We start from the raw sequence: 16,367 nt of genomic DNA on the forward strand, positions 1-16,367 counted from the left end.
AGCTGGAGCTTAGATGGCGGGGGTTTTTCGCGGCCGGGTCCAGGCCGGTTCGCCAGGACTGGTATGGTCAGATCTAAAACATATCCGAAAGTTGCCCGTCATTTGGCCGTCCGAATCGCTTTGACGCGGCGCACCAACTATGCTTTAGTCGATTCAACACCCACGCGCGGGCAGTGGTGCGTCACGCACCGCTGAGAGTGTGTGTCCCTCACATCCGTCGGCCGGGGAGGCAAGATGGTCCAGGCAGGTGCACCGGCGCTGTACGACGCCGCGTTCGAACACGACAGCTGCGGTTTCGGTCTGGTCGCCCAGATCGACGGCCGCGCCAGCGCATGGGTGGTCGATACCGCCTTCGACGCGCTGGCCAAACTTTCGCACCGCGGCGGCGTCAACGCCGACGGTATCAGCGGCGACGGCTGCGGCGTGCTGGTGCACAAACCGCAGGCCTGGCTGGCGGCGCTGGCGAAAGAAGCGGGCTTGTCGGTGGGCGAGCGTTTCGCGGCGGGGCTGGTGTTTCTTGATCCGGCCGGCGAGGGCGACGAAGCCTGCGCCACCCTGGAAGCCTTCGTGCGCGAGGAAAACCTGCGCGTGGCCGGCTGGCGCGAGGTGGCGGTCAATCCCGACGCCTGCGGCCCGCTTGCCGCCGCCGCGCGGCCGCGCGTGCGGCAGATCTTCGTGGAGGCGCAGGGCCAGGACGACGACGCCTTCGAGCGCGCCCTGTTCCGCGCCCGCCGCCGCGCCGAAACCGCGCTGGCGCAGGATGCGCATTTCTATGTGGTGAGCCTGTCCGCCCAGGTCATCGGCTACAAGGCGATGGCCGCGCCGGGGCGCCTGCGCGAGGTCTATCCGGACCTGGGCCACGCCGCCCTGGTCTCCGACGCGGTGGTGTTCCACCAGCGCTTTTCCACCAACACCACGCCGCAGTGGAGGTTGGCCCAGCCGTTCCGCCTGCTGGCGCACAACGGCGAGATCAACACCATCCGCGCCAACCGGCGCTGGATGCAGGCGCGCGAATCGATCCTGCGCTCGCCGCTGGTGGAGCTGGGCGACCTCGGGCCGCTGGTGCGCCAGACCGGTTCCGATTCCGAAAGCCTCGACAACGCGCTGGAAGTGCTCACCACCGGCGGCCTGGAGCTGATCGCCGCGATGCGCGTGCTGGTGCCGCCGGCTTTTGCCGCGCGCGAAGGCATCGACGAGGACCTCGCCGCCTTCTACGAGTACTACGCCCTGCACAGCGAACCCTGGGACGGCCCCGCCGGCCTGGTGATGTGCGACGGCCACTACGCCGCCTGCACGCTGGACCGCAACGGCCTGCGCCCGGCGCGCTGGGCATTGTCGGACGACAATCACCTGATCGTCGCCTCCGAAGCCGGCCTGTGGGACGTGCCCTCCGCGCGCGTGGTCGCCAAGGGCCGCCTCGCCCCCGGCGAGATGATCGCCGTCGACTTCGCCAACCGGCGCCTGCTGCGCAACGCCGACATCGACGACATCAACCGCCGCCGCGCGCCGTACCGCGACTGGCTGCGCGCGGGCGTCAGCTATCTCGAATCCGACCTGATCGACCCTTCGCTGGCCGCCGAACCGCTGCCGGCCGAGCAGCTGCGCTGCTACCAGAAGCTCTACGGGCTGTCGCGCGAAGAGCGCGAGTCGGTGCTCAAGGCGCTGGCCGAGCTGGAAATGGAAGCCACCGGCTCGATGGGCGACGACACCCCGATCGCGGCGATGTCGCGCCAGGTGCGCCCGCTGTTCGACCGTTTCCGGCAGGCGTTCGCGCAGGTGACCAATCCGCCGATCGATCCATTGCGCGAAAAGCTGGTGATGTCGCTGGTGACGCAGATCGGTCCGGAGGGCAATCCGTTCGAGCTGCAGCCGGAGAACGCGAAGCAGATCCTGATCAACTCGCCGATCCTCTCCCAGCGCAAGCTGCGCCAGCTGCTGGCCCTGCCGCAGTTCGGCGGCACGCCGCGCTTCGACCTGATGTACGCGCCGGAAGAAGGCCTGGAGAACGCGCTGCGCCGGCTCTGCCGCGAAGTGGCGCAGACGGTGCGCGCGGGCGGCGCGCTGGTCTTCCTCAGCGACCGCTACCCGGAGCGCGGCCTGCTGCCGATCCACTCCCTGCTGGCCACCGGCGCGGTGCATGCGCACCTGATCGACGAAGGCCTGCGATGTCAATGCAACATCATCGTGGAGACCGCCGCGCCGCGCGATCCGCACCAGTTCGCCTGCCTGATCGGTTACGGCGCCACTGCCATCTATCCGTGGCTGGCCTACCAGAGCCTGTTCGAGCTGGGCCGCGAAGGGCATATCGCCAGCGACCGCATGGAAGTGGGCCGCAGCTATCGCCGCGGCATCCGCAAGGGCCTGCTCAAGATCCTCTCCAAGATGGGCATCTCCACCGTCGCCGGCTATCGTGGCGCGCAGCTGTTCGAGATCGTCGGCCTGGCGCCGGAGGTGGTGGCGCTGTGCTTCCCCGGCACGCCCTCGCGCATCGGCGGCGCCGGTTTCGCCGAGCTTGAGCAGGACCAGCGCCTGCTCGCGGCCGAGGCCTGGAACGAAGCGCAGTCGCTGCGCGCCGGCGGCCTGTACAAGTATGTGCACGGCGGCGAATACCACATGTACAACCCGGACGTGATCGCCAGCCTGCAGAAGGCGGTGCGTTCCGGCGAGGCGGCCGACTACCGCGCCTATGCGGATTTCGTCGACCGCCGCCCGCCATCGGCGCTGCGCGACCTGCTCAGCCCGCAGCCGCTGGGCGAGGCGGTGCCGCTGGACGAAGTGGAATCGGTGCAGAGCATCCTCTCGCGCTTCGACTCGGCCGGCATGTCGCTGGGCGCGCTGTCGCCCGAAGCGCACGAGGCGCTGGCGATCGGCATGAATCGGCTCGGCGCGCGCAGCAACTCCGGCGAGGGCGGCGAAGATCCCGCGCGCTACGGCACCGAGAAGATGTCCAAGATCAAGCAGGTCGCCTCGGGGCGCTTCGGCGTCACGCCGGCTTACCTGGTCAACGCCGAAGTGCTGCAGATCAAGATCGCCCAGGGCGCCAAGCCGGGCGAGGGCGGCCAGCTGCCGGGCCACAAGGTGGACGCCACCATCGCGCGGCTGCGCTACGCCAAGCCGGGCATCGGCCTGATCTCGCCGCCGCCGCATCACGACATCTATTCGATCGAAGACCTGGCCGAACTGATCCACGACCTCAAGGAGGTCAATCCCGGCGCCCTGGTCTCGGTGAAGCTGGTCAGCCATGCCGGCGTGGGCACCGTCGCCGCGGGCGTGGTGAAGGCCGGCGCGGACCTGATCACCGTCAGCGGCCACGACGGCGGCACCGGCGCCAGTCCGCTCACCTCGATCAAGTACGCCGGCACGCCGTGGGAGCTGGGCCTGGCCGAGACGCAGCAGACCCTGCGCCGCAACGACCTGCGCGGCCGCGTGCGGCTGCAGACCGACGGCGGCCTGAAGACCGGCCTGGACGTGGTGAAGGCCGCGCTGCTGGGCGCGGAAAGCTTCGGCTTCGGCACCGGCCCGATGGTGGCGCTGGGCTGCAAGTACCTGCGCATCTGCCATCTGAACAACTGCGCCACCGGCGTCGCCACCCAGCACGCGGTGCTGCGCAAGGAACACTTCATCGGCTTGCCGGAAATGGTCATGCACTACTTCCGCTTCGTGGCCGAAGACGTGCGCGAACATCTGGCGCGGCTGGGCGCGCGCAGCCTGTCCGAGATCATCGGCCGCAGCGACCTGCTGCAGCAGCTGGAAGGCGCTACGCCGGTGCAGCACAAGCTGGACCTGCGCCCGCTGATCCAGGGCGAGACGCTGGGCGCGGACGTCGACTTCGCCTGCACCCTGCCGCGCAATCCGATGCGCGACGACGCGGCGCTGGCCACGCGCATCGGGCACGACACGCGCGCGGCGGTGGCCGACGGCAGCGGCGGCGAATTCCGCTATGCCATCGCCAACACCGACCGCGCCATCGGCGCGCGGCTGTCCGGCGAGGTGGCGCGCCGCTGGGGCGACCACGGCATGGACCACCAGCCGATCGTGCTGCGCCTGGAAGGCGCGGCCGGGCAAAGTCTTGGCGCGTGGAATGCCGGCGGCGTGCATATCGACCTGGTCGGCGAAGCGAACGACGGCGTGGGCAAGGGCATGGCCGGCGGCCGCATCGTGGTACGTCCGCCGCTGGACTCGCCGTTCGCCAGCCAGGACGCCGCGATCATCGGCAACACCTGCCTGTACGGCGCCACCGACGGCGAGCTGTACGCCGCCGGGCGCGCGGGCGAGCGCTTCGCCGTGCGCAACTCCGGCGCGCTGGCGGTGGTGGAGGGCGCCGGCGACCACTGCTGCGAATACATGACCGGCGGCGTGGTGGCGGTGCTGGGCAAGGTGGGCCTGAACTTCGGCGCGGGCATGACCGGCGGCTTCGCCTACGTGCTCGACCTGGAGCGCGACTTCGTGGATTGCTACAACCACGAGCTGGTCGACATCCTGCGCATCTCGCCGGAAGGCATGGAGCACTACATGCAGCACCTGCGCGGCCTGGTGTCGCGCCATGTGGAGCTGACCGGCAGCGACTGGGGCCGGCAGATCCTGCGCGACTTCCGCGGCCTGCAGTACAAGTTCTGGCTGGTGAAGCCGAAGGCCGCGAGCCTGGATGCGCTGGCGGAAGAATTGAGGAGTGCGGCGTGATGGGGCTGCCGCCAGCGCAAGGGAACAGGGAATGGGGAACAGGGAATAGGCATGAGGTCGCGGTAGCCATGGGCGCCTCGCTTCGTCCCATCGAGCGAAAACCGCCGAATCCCCTCACGCTTTCCTAGTGCACCTATTCCCTATTCTCTATTCCCGACTCCCAGCTCCCATGCCAGATAAGTCATTCCAATTCCTCCACGTCGAACGCCAGACGCCGCGCACCGTGCCGGTCGCCATCCGCGTGCTCGGCTACGGCGAGATCGCCGGCGACTTCGCGGCGCCGCAGGCGGCCGGCCAGGCCGAGCGCTGCATCGACTGCGGCAATCCGTACTGCGAACACGCCTGCCCGGTGCACAACTACATTCCGAACTGGCTGAAGCTGGTGCAGGACGGCCGCATACTCGAAGCGGCCACGCTGATGCACGAAACCAATCCGCTGCCGGAAATCTGCGGCCGCGTCTGCCCGCAGGATCGCCTGTGCGAAGGCTCCTGCACGCTGGAGCAGACCGATTTCGGCGCGGTCACCATCGGCAGCATCGAGCGCTGGGTCACCGACGAGGCGCTGCGCCAGGGCTGGCGGCCGGATCTCTCGCGCGTGCGCGAAACCGGCAAGCGCGTGGCCATCGTCGGCGCCGGCCCGGCCGGCCTGGCCTGCGCCGACCGCCTGCGCCGCGCCGGCATCGCCGCCGACGTGTACGACAGCCAGAACGAGATCGGCGGCCTGCTCACCTTCGGCATCCCGCCGTTCAAGCTGGACAAGGGCGTGGTGCGCACGCGCCGCGACGTGCTCGAAGGCATGGGCGTGCGTTTCCTGCTCGGCCGCGAAGTGGGCCGCGACGTGGAATTCGGCCAGCTGCTGGACGATTACGACGCCGTCTTCGTCGGCACCGGCGCCTACACCTACGTGGATGCGGAGCTGCCGGGCCGCGAACTGCACGGCGTGCACGACGCGCTGCCGTTCCTGATCGCCAACACCGAGCGCCTGCTGCGCGACGAACCGGCGCCGCACGCCTTCGACTTCCGCGGCAAGCACGTGGTGGTGCTGGGCGGCGGCGACACCGGCATGGACTGCAACCGCACCGCGATCCGGCTGGGCGCCGCTTCGGTCACCTGCGTCTACCGCCGCGACGAAGCGAACATGCCCGGCTCCGCGCGCGAGGTGAAGTACAGCCGCGAGGAAGGCGTGGAATTCCTGTTCCAGCGCCAGCCGCTGCAGATTCTGGGCGACGCCGAGGGCAAGGTGCGCGCGGTACGCGTGATCGACACCACCCTGGTCAAGGACGGCCACGGCCGCGCGCGTCCGCAGAACGTGCCCGGCACCGAGGCCGAGCTTCGCGCCGACGTGGTGATCCAATCCTTCGGCTTCCTGCCCAGCCCGCCGGACTGGCTGCGCTCGCACGGCGTGGCGCTGGACCGCTCCGGCCGCATCGTCACCGGCGCCGCCGGCCAGCTGCCGCACCAGACCAGCCATCCGCGCATCTTCGCCGGCGGCGACAACGTGCGCGGCGCGGACCTGGTGGTGCGCGCGGTGTATGACGGACGCGAAGCGGGCGGGTCGATCGCGCAGGCCTTGCTGGCCTGAGCCGGTCCCGGCATCGGAAAAAACCTGCGCCGCCCGGAAGGGCGGCGTTTTTTTTCTTGCCGAATGATTATTCGGGAATTTCCGGAATTACCCGACCGGCTTGGAACGTTCCAAATAAGCGGATTAATGGATAAATCCGCTTCCGCCTAATATGTCCTGATTATGTCGGGCTCTTTCAGGCACGCCTTATGCAAACTACATTGCGCGCAAAATATTGCGCCATCAAATACTTAGTTTGCGTTGTAATGGACTTGTGAAGCCAACCTTAAAGTGCTTGACTCTCTTTCGAGCCCATTAAGCATGCGCCCGACGCGGCGCGTTCCCCCACCCGGCTGATGGGCTCTCTGGCGCAATGCCTTAACAAACAAAGAGAGGCCATCCCCATGAAGCGCAACCAGCTTGCACTGACCCTGGCCGGTTTATTGTTTGCTCCGGTCGGGGCTGCGTTTGCCCAAGACGCAGCCACTCCAGCTCCACCGCCGCCGCCTCCGCAGGAGCAGGCGAAGCAACTGCAGACCATCACCGTGACCGGTTCGGCCGTGCCGCGCATCGACGTGGAAACGCCGTCGCCGGTCACCGTGCTCACCGCCCAGCAGATCCAGCGCAGCGGCATGACCACGGTCTCGGACGTGGTCCGCTCGATCTCCGCCGACAATAGCGGCTCGATTCCCAATGCCTTCGCCAACGGCTTCGCCGCCGGTTCCTCCGGCGTCGCGCTGCGCGGCCTGACGGTGAACTCCACCCTGGTGCTGGTCGACGGCCATCGCGCCGCCAGCTATCCGGTGGCGGACGACGGCCAGCGTTCCTTCGTCGACCTCAACACCATTCCGCTGGCCGCGGTGGACCGCATCGAAGTGCTGAAGGACGGCGCTTCCTCGCTGTACGGCGCCGATGCCATCGCCGGCGTGGTCAACATCATCCTCAAGCCCAACTACAAGGGCGTGGAGGGCACCGTCGACGTCGGCACCTCGCAGCACGGCGGCGGCTTTACCCGCAAGGCCACCCTGCTGGCCGGCGCGGGGGACCTGGAGAAGGACGGCCACAACGGCTACATCGCCATCCAGTACCAGAAGGACAACCCGATCTGGCTGCGCCAGCGCGGTTTCCCGTTCAACACGCAGGACCTGCGCTCGATCGGCGGCCCCGACCTCAACATCGGCCAGCCGGGGCAGCGCACCGGCTCGGTGTACGGCTCGGTGACGCCCGGCTCGCTGACCCGCCCCGGCGATCTCACCAGCGGCACGCCCAACGCCGGCGCGCTGGCGCAGCCGCTGCGTCCCTGCGGCAGCAATTCGATCGGCGTCACCGACGACACCGGCAGCTACTGCGAGCAGAACTTCCAGTCGCTGTACGGCCAGGTGCAGCCGGCGATGGAGCAGGGCGGCATCTATGGCCGCTTCACCATGAAGATCAACGACACCACGCGGGCCTATCTGTCGGCCAGCTACTTCGAGGCCAAGACCTGGGTGCCGGGCCTGCCGCGGCAGCTGCAGTCCAGCACGCCGCACAACACCAACAGCATCGCCTTGCCGCCGGGCAATCCGAGCAATCCGTTCCCGAACGACTACGCGCTGATCAACTACGCGTTCGGCGACATGGCCAACGGCTTCAATTACGACAACCACAACGCGCGCATCGTCGGCGGCGTGTCCGGCGCGTTCGGCGAATGGAACTACGACGTCACCGCGGTGATCAACCACGACTGGCTGGACACCAAGCAGTACGGCTATATCAACTACGCCGCGCTGCTCGACGCCGTCACCAACGGCACCTACAACTTCGCCAACCCCGCGGCGAACAGCCCGCGGGTGCGCGCGGCGCTGGCGCCGGGCTACGACAAGACCTCCACCTCGGACCTGGACTCGCTGGACCTGGCCGCCAACCGCTCGCTGTGGGACATGGCCGGCGGTCCGCTCGGCTTCGCCCTCGGCGCGCAGTTCCGCCACGAGTCGATCGACGACCCCACGCTCAATCCGAACTTCGAGTTCCAGGGCCTGGGCAATGCGCAGACCAAGGGCAGCCGCAATGTGTCTGCCGGCTATGTGGAGTTCAACGCGCCACTGCTCGAATCGCTGGAACTGGACGTGTCCGGGCGCCTGGACCACTACTCCGACGTGGGCACGCACTTCACGCCCAAGGTCGGCATCAAGTGGAAGCCGTTCGACTGGATCGCGCTGCGCGGCACCTATTCCAAGGGTTTCCGCGCGCCCAGCTTCTCCGAGAACGGGTCCAGCTCGTCGCAGGGCTTCATCAACCACACGCCGCCGGCGGATTTCATCGCCGCGCACGGCGGCAGCGGCAACGGCTACGTCAATCAGTACGCGCTGTCGCTGGCCACGCTGGCCAACAAGGACATCAAGCCGGAGAAGGCGCGCAACTACACCCTGGGCGTGCTGGTGCAGCCGACGAGTTGGCTGAACGTGTCGGTCGACTACTTCAACATCAAGAAGGAGAACGTGATCGGACCGGCCGACGCCTCCGCCGCGCTGGCCAACTACTACGCGGGCCTGCCGCAGGCGCCGGGCGTGATCGTGATCCCGGATACGCCCGACCCGCTGCATCCGAACGCGCTGCCGCGGCCGGCGGAGATCGACAGCCTGTACATCAATGCCACCTCGCTGAAGACCACCGGCATCGACGTGGACCTGCAGGCCCATTTCGATTTCAACCACGACATGCACTACATCAGCCAGTTCAGCGGCACGCAGATCTTCAACTGGACGCTGACCCTGCCGGACGGCACCAAGCAGCAGTTCGTGGGCACGCACGGGCCGTACCAGCTCTCCTCCGGCGCCGGCACGCCGCGGCGGCGCATGTCCTGGGCCAACACCTTCGAGTGGGGTCCGGCCACGATCACCGGCACGCTGTACCACGTCAGCGGCATGGCCAATTACGCGCTCGATGCCGGCACCGATCCGAGCAACTGCCTGACCGTGATCCCGGTCAGCTGCCGCATCGGCTCGTTCACCTACATGGACCTGACCGGCAGCTACCAGATCAACGACCACATCGCGATCACCGGCTCGGTGATGAACCTGTTCGACCGCAAGGCACCGTTCGATCCGTCCAACTACGCCGGCGGCGGCGCCAACTACAACCCGACCTACGCGCAGGCGGGCCTGGTCGGCCGCTTCTACAACCTGGGCGTGAAACTGAAGCTCTGAACGGGAGGGGAATCCAGGCGGCGCGCCGGTAGCCGGCGCGCCGCTTTTTTTGTGCCGAGGAAGCCGGCGTTTGTCCCCGCCATGCAGCCGCGCGCGGTACGCTCTGCGTTCGATCCATCCACCCGCAGGGGAAACCGCAGATGCGCATCGGCCTGGCCGCCAATCAAGCCCACCACAGCCATGCGGAATCCGCGCTGTTCCATTGGCTGCGCGCCAGCCGGCAAGGCATCCGCGAACTGGGCATCCGCCTGCATGCGGTGGGCCGCACTTACGATGCGATCGTGCGCGACGGCGTGCTGGGCGACTACGACGGCCTGGTGCGCTATCCCTACGGCCGCGACGGTGGCCTGATGAAGCTGGTGGCGGAGATCGTCGGCCTGCCCGAATCCGGGCGCGTGCTCGATGGCGCGGTGTACCTGATGCATCCGGTCGACCCTTCGTCGATCTTCCCCGAAGCGATTGCGCTGAAGCGCCAGTGCGTGATCCACCAGAAGCCGTTTATCTCCACCGTGGCCTCGGCGCGCGACTGGGTGGAGCAGGAGCGCATCCTGGCCGGCTTCGCGCCGGACCCGGGCGCCGACGCGCTGCACGCGCTGGAGCGCCAGACGCTGGCGCTGATCGCGCACGATGCGATGAAGCCGCAGATGGTGGCCTATGCCGCCGAGCATTTCGACGTGCTGTCGCGTTTCGCGCAACGCATCGCCACCGGCACCACCGGCCAGCGCCTCAACGAGCTGGCCTGGAGCCGCGGCTGGCCGCAGGAGCAGGACTGGGTGCAGCGCTACCAGAGCGGCCCGATGGGCGGCGATGCGCAGATCGCCGACCTGGTGCTGGAGCGGCGCTGCCAGCGCGCGCTGTTCTTCGAGGATCCGCACGTGGCGCGCCAGCACGAGGCCGATATCCAGCTGCTGGAGCGTGCCGTCACCACCGTCACCGACGACGCGGTGTGCATGACTTCCCCCGCCGTCGCGCGCCGCTGGGCCGAGGCGGTGCGCCGCCGCGCCGGGCAGCGGCCGTGCTGACGCCATGTGCCTGATCGCGTTCGCCTGGCAGGCCCACCCGCGCTGGCGCCTGCTGCTGGCCGGCAACCGCGACGAGTTCCATGCGCGTCCGAGCGCGCCGCTGGCGCGCTGGAGCGACGGCGTGACGATCGGCGGCCGTGACCTGGAAGCGGGCGGCACCTGGCTGGGCGTGACCGATACCGGCCGCTGCTGCGTGGTGACCAATGTGCGCGACCCGCGCGATCCGCAGCTCGGCGCGTCGCGTGGATTGCTGGCGACGGATTACCTCGCCGGCGCGGCCGATGCCGCGTCGCATGCGCAGGCCTTGCAGGCCGCGGCGTCGGGCTACCGGCCGTTCAACCTGCTCACCTTCGATACGGCTGCGGCGTTCTATCTCGGCAACCGTCCCGTGCCGAAGGCGCAGGCGGTGGTGGCGGGCGTGCATGGCCTGTCCAATGCGGACTTCAATACGCCGTGGCCGAAGACGCGCGCTTTGATGGGACATCTGGAAAGCTGGCTGGCCACGCATGGCGAGGGCGACGACTTCGCGCCGCTGTTCGCCGCGCTGGCCGACGAACATCGCGCACCGGACGAACAACTACCCGACACCGGCGTGGGCCTGGAACGCGAGCGTTGGCTGTCTTCGGCTTTCATCCGCGGCGAGTTGTACGGCACGCGTGCCAGCACAGTGGTGGCGCTGGGGCACGATGGGCGCGGCGTGATCGTGGAGCGGCGCTTCGGGCCGAATGGGCGCGAAGAGGGTGAGACGGCGATGAGCTTCGGCGGTAGGTTGGGGTGAGCCGCAGGCGACTGCGAAGGCAGGATGCCGTAGCGAACATCCGCGTAGCGGATGGCCCGAAGGGCTGGCTGCTGATGCAGCCAGTAACCCCAACGTTCGCCACCTTGGTACCTTGCGCATCGTTGGGGTTCGCCTGTGGCTCACCCCAACCTACGTCACGCGTCAGGGAAGCTGCCGTCGACGTAGTACCACCGCCCATCCTCGCGCACGAAGCTGCTGATCTCATGCATCCGCTGCGCCTTGCCGCCGCCGTAGCGCAGCCGTGCGATGAATTCGACGATGGCGCGGTCGCCTTCGCTCTCGTGCCGCTTCACGGTCAGCCCCAGCCAGGTCGGCGCCGGCTGCTGCGCGCCGAGCTTGAGCGTGGCCGGCCGTGTGCTGGCGTGCCAGGTGGCGAGCAGGTAATCCTCGCGCTTTAGCACGTAGGCGCTGTAGCGCGAACGCATCAGCGCTTCGGCAGTGGCCGCCGCCGCGCCTTCGTGCAGCGGCCCGCAGCAGCGCAGATAGCCGGCGGGATTGCCGCAAGGGCAGGGCGTGAGCGTGTCGATGGCTTGCACGGATAGATGAGCCGGCGCGTGGCGATAGGCCATGATGCCACCCGTGGCGGTGCTTGGCACGGCGAGCCGGCCAAATGGACTAGCCGCGACGCCAGACCAGGCAGCGGTTGTTGGCTGGCATGGCGATATCGGCCACCGCATGGAAGCCCGCACGCGCGGCCAGTGCGTTCACCGCTTCGGCATCGCGGATGGCCATATGCGCGCCGCGCGCCTTCAGCCACTGATCGAAGACTGCATTGCTGTCGCTGCTGTAGTGGCCGCCGTAGTTGAAGGGGCCGTAGATCGCCAGCACCGCATCATCCGTGGTCGCATCGGCCAAGCGCGCGAACAAGGTCTCGACTTCGGGCCAGCTCATGATGTGCAGCGTGTTGGCGCTGAACACCGCGTCGTAGCGGTGCGCCGGCCAGGCGCCGCCGACGTCGAGCTGCAATGGCGCGGGCGTATTGGGCAGCCCGGCTTCGTCCAGCCACAGCTGCATGCCGGGCAGGTTTTCCACGCGGTCCGAGCATTGCCAGCTCAGCCATGGCATCGCCGCGGCGAAGTACACCGCGTGCTGTCCGGTGCCGCTGCCGATCTCCAGCGCGTCGCGCCGGCCGGCGAAGTGTTCGCGCAGCACCGCGAGGATAGGCTCGCGGTTGCGGTCGCAGGAGGGGGCGTTCGGTTTCTCCACCCGCTCAGGCGGGACGGCCGCGCAGGATGCGCGCCGGCAGCATCAGCAAGGCGCCGAGGAAGGAGAACACTGCGTTGACCGTGATGCCCACCAGGCGCAGCGGCAGGGTCAGCAGCCACACGATGGGATACAGCACCAGCGCCAGCAGGGCGATCGGCCAGCAGAACACCAGCAGCAACAGCCAGAGCAGGAAAGCGGCCATGGAGGGTTCCTTACGGGAACGGATAAAGGGTGCGAGCACTCTAGCGCGCTGCGTTGCGATGGGGGAGATGACTCCCTACACCCCTCGACCTACTTCTCAAATCCGACGTGGGTTGGGGGGAGCCGCAGGCGACTGCGAAGGCAGGATGCCGTAGCGAACATCCGCGTAGCGGATGGCCCAAAGGGCTGGCTGCCGATGCAGCCAGTAACCCCAACCATGCGATACGCCTCAATGTGATGATGTTGGGGTTCGCCTGCGGCTCACCCCAACCTACGCTGAGCCATGGGCGCAAGAACGTGCGGGTTCAGTGCATCGGGTTGACGCCGATCCAGCGCAGATGCAGGTAGAACGCGAAGAAAGCCCAGGCGGCGACGCCGACGGCGATCGTCACCAGGGTTCCGCGCAGCGTACCGGCCGGGTAGACCGTGCCGGCCGCGCGGTCGCGCCGCCGCGAGATCACGAAATCGGTAGTCGCCCACAGCAGAAAGGCGCCGAACAGCAGCACGTCGTGCAGCATGCCGGTGGCCAGCAGATGGCCGAACGCCCACACCTTCACGCCGGCCAGCATGGGATGGCCGAGCCGGGCCTTGAAGTGATTGCGCGGCACGTAGGCGGCGACGAACAGCACGAACGCCACCAGGGTGAACAGCGCATTGAGATGGCGCAGCGCCAGCGGCGGCACGTACAGCAGCACCGGTGCGAGGCGGGCGTCGCGGAAGCCGATCATCAGCACGACAAGACCGACGACGGAGGCCAGCGAGTACAGACCTTTCCAGCCCATGTCGCCGAAGCGCGCGATCTGCCGCGTGCGCCAGCCGGGAGCGAGCATGCTGATGGAATGCACGCCCAGGAACAGCAGCAGACCCAGGATCAGCAGCGTCATCGGGAACCCCTTCCGGATGGATGGGGGCGAGTATAGAGCGCTAAACGGCGCGCCGATGAAGGCGTACGGCGAGCGCGATGGATTCGCCGTCCAGCGCCAGCGTGCCTTGGGTGCCATCCGGCACATGCCACACGTCGCCGGTCTGCAGGCGGCCTTCCGGCGTGACGATTTCCGCGCGGGTGGCATAGATGAGAACCACGCCAGCCAGTGCATGCGTGCCCGCGCGCCAGGTTTCGATGCGGCCGTCCGCCACGCCACGCCGCAGCATCAGGTTGAAATCGCGCGTGGCGCCTTCGATCAGCGTGACGTCCACCGACGCCTCGCCGGCAAAGGCGAACGGCACGCAGGGTTCATCGAGCCGATGCTCGCTGCCGTCCGCGAAGCGCATGGCGAAACCCGCGCCTTCCAGCAGCGCGATCTGCCGATCCACGCCGGGAAACGCGGAGAACGGCGCCGCGCTGTCCACCTCGGCCACGCTCACGCGCCAATCGAAATCGCTTAGGGCCGCACCCGCCGGATGGACGGCCAATTCGCGCGTGCGCCCCATGCCGTTCTTCCACGGCGTCACCGCGATATCGGCACCGCGCACGATGCTCACGCCGCGCGCTCGATCGCGCGCGCGAACGGCGGCAGCGCATTGAGCATGCGCTCGCCGTAGCGCTTGGTCACCACGCGGCGGTCCAGCAGCACGATGCGGCCGTGGTCGGTCTCGGTACGGATCAGGCGGCCGCAGTACTGCGTGAGCAGGCGCGTGGCATCGGGCACGGTCACTTCGATGAACGGATTGCGCCCGCGCGATTCCAGCCATTCGGCATAGGTGGCACCAACCGGATCGGTGGGCACGGCGAACGGCAGCTGGGTGATCACCACCGTCTCGCACAGCTTGCCGGGCAGGTCCAGGCCTTCGCCGAACGAGGCCAGGCCGAACAGCGTGCTGCCCTTGCCGGCTTCGACATCCGCAATATGCTCGGCGACCAGTTGCGCCTTGCCCAGCGAGCCCTGCGCGCGCACCTTGCGCACGCATTCGATCGGCAGCTTCTGCAGTACGCGGTCGAGCTTGGCGCGCGAAGTGAACAGCACCAGGTTGCCGGCGGCCCAGTCCAGATTCGCGGCGAGCCAGTCGCTGATCTCCTGCGCGTGTTCCTCGCGCGCATCCGGCATGGCGCGCAGCGCCGGCACTTCCAGCCGCGCCTGCGCGGCGAGATTGAACGGCGAGGGCAGGCTGAGCGTGACCGCGCTGTCGGGCAGGCCGACAGCATCCGCGAAGGTGCGGAAATTGCCGCCGGCGCTGAGCGTGGCCGAGGTCATCACCACGGCGCTCGCGTTCTCCCACAGCACGCTGCGCAGCAGGCCGCCGGCGGATACCGACGACGCATGGCAGACCAGCTGCTGGTCGCCGGACAGCGTGACCCAGCGCGCCAGCGGCGGGCCGCCTTCGCGGTCCTCGCTGGACCAGGCGCGCCAGGTGCGCAGCTGGCGATCGATGCGTTCCAGCGCCATGCCCAGCTCGCGCGACAGCGCTTCGTTGGTGGGGCCGCTCTCGGTCATCTCCAGCACAGCGCGGCGCACGGCGCCGACCCAGCGCTCGATCTCGCCGGTGAACACGTACAGCACGCGCGCATGCTCCACCCAGGATTCCGGCAGCTGGCCGAGCGAGCCGCGGTACATCGGCTCCTCGTCGTTGGGCGATGGCAGCCAGTGCAGGCGGATGTCTTTTTCCAGTTCTTCCAGCGCGTCGCTCAGTTCCTGCAGTTTTTCGTCGCCGGCATCCAGCGCGAGCTTGCCGATCACTTCCTTGTCGGTGAGCGAGTACGCCGCGTGGATCTGCCGGCCCAGCCGGCTGAGCTGGCGCACGGTGGCGCTCATATGCACTTCGGCGGCGCCGCGGTCGATGGCCTTCGACGGCACGTGGTGGCCTTCGTCGAAGATGTACAGCACTTCGTCGGGCTTGGGCAGGATCACGCCGCCGAAGCCGTCTTCCTCGCGCGGCATGGTGAGGTCGGCCAGCACCAGGTCCTGGTTGGCGACGATGATGTCCGCATCGCCCACCGCGCGGCGCGCGGCGAAGAACGGGCAGGCCATGAACTGCGCGCATTTGCGGCCGGTGCAGCCGCCGGCGCTGGTGGTGATCATGGCGCGCAGCAGGTCGCCGGGGGTTTCCGGCGCGTTGTCCATGTCGCCGTCCCATTCGTGGCGGTCGAATGCGCCGACGAGTTTGTTCAGCACCTGCTTGTCGCGTTCGGCCGGGGGCTTGGACCACAGGGCGAGGTCCGCCTCGAAGCCGAGACCCATCTGCGCGGTGTCCTGCAGGCTGTTGGCGGCCATGGCGAGGTTGCGCGGGCATACGTAGCGGCCGCGGCCTTTGGCGAGGGCGACTTTGGCTTCGCGGCCGTTGAGCTTGAGGTAGAGCGGGATGTCGCGCTGGACGAGCTGTTCCTGCAGGGCGATGGTGGCCGTGGCGATCAGCAGTTTCTTTTTCTGCGCGCGCGCGACTTCGACGCCGGCGATGAGGTAGGCCATCGATTTGCCGGTGCCGGTGGGGGCTTCGATGATGGCGGCGCCACCTTCTACCGACAGGGCTTTGGCGACCTCGGCGATCATCTTTCCTTGTGACGCGCGGGCGCGGAAGCCGGGGAGGCCTTCCTTCAGGCGCGTGTACGCGGTGCGGATGGATTCCTTGGTTTCGTCGGTGAGCATGGGGGGCGGCGGGGCTGCGCCGGGGGGCGGCTTTTTTGGGTGGTTGTTGATTGTAGGGGGTGGGGAGGGGGTTGGGGGGCTTGCCCCTTGTCGTCATCCCGGCGTAGGCCGGGATCCAGTAGCGACTAGGTG

Annotated in this window: 11 protein-coding genes; 5 read left to right on the plus strand and 6 right to left on the minus strand. The window is 68.3% G+C overall.

Going from position 1 to position 16,367, the window contains the following annotated elements:
• Window positions 1-234: 234 nt before the first annotated feature.
• The 5 genes from gltB (at window position 235) to ISN75_RS01090 (ending at window position 11,226) form a co-directional block, all read left to right on the plus strand.
• Window positions 235-4,680 (plus strand): glutamate synthase large subunit, encoded by a 4,446-nt coding sequence (gene gltB, locus ISN75_RS01070; RefSeq protein WP_343819196.1) that lies wholly within the window; start codon window positions 235-237, stop codon window positions 4,678-4,680.
• A gap of 169 nt (window positions 4,681-4,849) precedes the next feature.
• Window positions 4,850-6,262, plus strand: a complete 1,413-nt coding sequence (locus ISN75_RS01075) for an FAD-dependent oxidoreductase (RefSeq protein ID WP_167255146.1) — start codon at window positions 4,850-4,852, stop codon at window positions 6,260-6,262.
• 383 nt (window positions 6,263-6,645) lie between these two features.
• Entirely contained in the window at window positions 6,646-9,426 is a 2,781-nt protein-coding gene (locus ISN75_RS01080) for a TonB-dependent receptor (RefSeq protein WP_167255148.1), read from the plus strand.
• 140 nt (window positions 9,427-9,566) lie between these two features.
• Window positions 9,567-10,448, plus strand: a complete 882-nt coding sequence (locus ISN75_RS01085) for a methylglyoxal synthase (protein WP_167255150.1) — start codon at window positions 9,567-9,569, stop codon at window positions 10,446-10,448.
• Window positions 10,449-10,452: 4 nt separating this feature from the next.
• Window positions 10,453-11,226 carry an NRDE family protein gene (locus ISN75_RS01090; protein WP_343819195.1) on the plus strand — a complete coding sequence of 258 codons (774 nt, stop codon included), beginning with the start codon at window positions 10,453-10,455 and terminating at the stop codon, window positions 11,224-11,226.
• A gap of 155 nt (window positions 11,227-11,381) precedes the next feature.
• On the opposite strand, the gene ISN75_RS01095 is transcribed toward ISN75_RS01090, so the two are convergent.
• The 6 genes from ISN75_RS01095 to dinG all read right to left on the minus strand — a co-directional run bounded on the left by ISN75_RS01095 (window position 11,382) and on the right by dinG (window position 16,235).
• On the minus strand, window positions 11,382-11,816 hold the full coding sequence (locus ISN75_RS01095; RefSeq protein WP_210427845.1) for a YchJ family protein: 435 nt from the start codon (window positions 11,814-11,816) through the stop codon (window positions 11,382-11,384).
• A gap of 46 nt (window positions 11,817-11,862) precedes the next feature.
• Window positions 11,863-12,453 (minus strand): DUF938 domain-containing protein, encoded by a 591-nt coding sequence (locus ISN75_RS01100; protein ID WP_343819194.1) that lies wholly within the window; start codon window positions 12,451-12,453, stop codon window positions 11,863-11,865.
• 4 nt (window positions 12,454-12,457) lie between these two features.
• Window positions 12,458-12,655 carry a hypothetical protein gene (locus ISN75_RS01105; RefSeq protein ID WP_167255156.1) on the minus strand — a complete coding sequence of 66 codons (198 nt, stop codon included), beginning with the start codon at window positions 12,653-12,655 and terminating at the stop codon, window positions 12,458-12,460.
• A gap of 304 nt (window positions 12,656-12,959) precedes the next feature.
• Complete coding sequence (locus ISN75_RS01110) at window positions 12,960-13,538, minus strand: NnrU family protein (RefSeq protein WP_343819193.1); 579 nt, start codon at window positions 13,536-13,538, stop codon at window positions 12,960-12,962.
• Between the two features lie 40 nt (window positions 13,539-13,578).
• Window positions 13,579-14,136 carry a HutD family protein gene (locus tag ISN75_RS01115; protein WP_343819192.1) on the minus strand — a complete coding sequence of 186 codons (558 nt, stop codon included), beginning with the start codon at window positions 14,134-14,136 and terminating at the stop codon, window positions 13,579-13,581.
• Entirely contained in the window at window positions 14,133-16,235 is a 2,103-nt protein-coding gene (gene dinG, locus ISN75_RS01120; protein WP_343819191.1) for an ATP-dependent DNA helicase DinG, read from the minus strand. The genes ISN75_RS01115 and dinG overlap by 4 nt, the downstream gene beginning before the upstream one ends.
• Between the last annotated feature and the right edge of the window lie 132 nt (window positions 16,236-16,367).

Source organism: Dyella marensis (assembly GCF_049532885.1).
Taxonomy (GTDB): Bacteria; Pseudomonadota; Gammaproteobacteria; order Xanthomonadales; family Rhodanobacteraceae; genus Dyella_D; species Dyella_D marensis.